Genomic DNA, 870 nt, shown 5'->3' on the forward strand with positions numbered 1-870 from the left:
CCCCGTTGCCACGATGAGTACGGGTCGGCGAAATACATCGGCACGCCGAGCGACGCCTGGATGCGCTCGTGACCGCTGAACTCCTTGCCCCGGTCCGTCGTCGCCGTCTCGAACGTGCCTTCCGGGAAGGCACCGTGCACCGCATGGATCGCCCCCTCCATCGAGGCCGCGGTGCGGTCCGCGATTGGCAGGGCGAGATAGAACCGGCTCTTCCGCTCGATGAACGTCGCGACGCACGCCTTCGATTTCCCACGTCCGGAGACGACGGTGTCGAGCTCCCAATGCCCGAATGTCCGGCGACCCCTGACCTCTGGAGGTCGTTTCGAGATGGGGAGACCGACGTTGATGCGACCGCGCGTCTCGGTCGGCTTTTGACGTTTCCCCTTCTGGCGGAGCACGGTCACGGGCACGTCGATCCGTCCCGCATAGATCCAGCGGTAGATGGTGGAGAAGGCAATTTTTCCTGCGTAGAGGCGGCCGACGATCTGTTCTGGTGACCAGGTCGCACGCAGCTTCTCGACGATCGTCCGGCGCATCGTGTCGTCGAGCTTCGTCTTGACGCCGCAATGGGTTTTCGCCTTCTCGTAGCGTTTCTGCGCACGTCCTGACTCGTAGCCGGGGTTCCGTCTGATCTCCCGCGAGACGGTCGAGGGCTGTCGCCCGATCCGTCTCGCGATGGACCGGATGGACATCCCGAGCTCCAGATAGGTCTCTATTTTCACGCGCACCGTTGTGGTAAGATGGGTGTAGCTCTTAGCGATTCCTCCGTCTGAATGTTTGTGTCGTAACTTCATTCTAAACGAGGCCATCGCTGTGGGCTTTTTTTTGCGTTCACGTTCAGATGTTGCACTTAATTTTATAATTCATCAT

At 60.1% G+C, this 870-nt stretch carries 1 protein-coding gene; it reads right to left on the bottom strand.

The genetic code is table 11. From position 1 onward, the window contains the following. Window positions 1–794, bottom strand: a 794-nt coding sequence (locus KNP79_RS15590) for an IS30 family transposase (protein WP_215192929.1), incomplete at its 3' end; no start/stop codon positions are given. Window positions 795–870: the final 76 nt, after the last annotated feature.

It is taken from the genome of Exiguobacterium sp. s7 (genome assembly GCF_018618195.1).
Taxonomy (GTDB): Bacteria; Bacillota; Bacilli; order Exiguobacteriales; family Exiguobacteriaceae; genus Exiguobacterium; species Exiguobacterium mexicanum_A.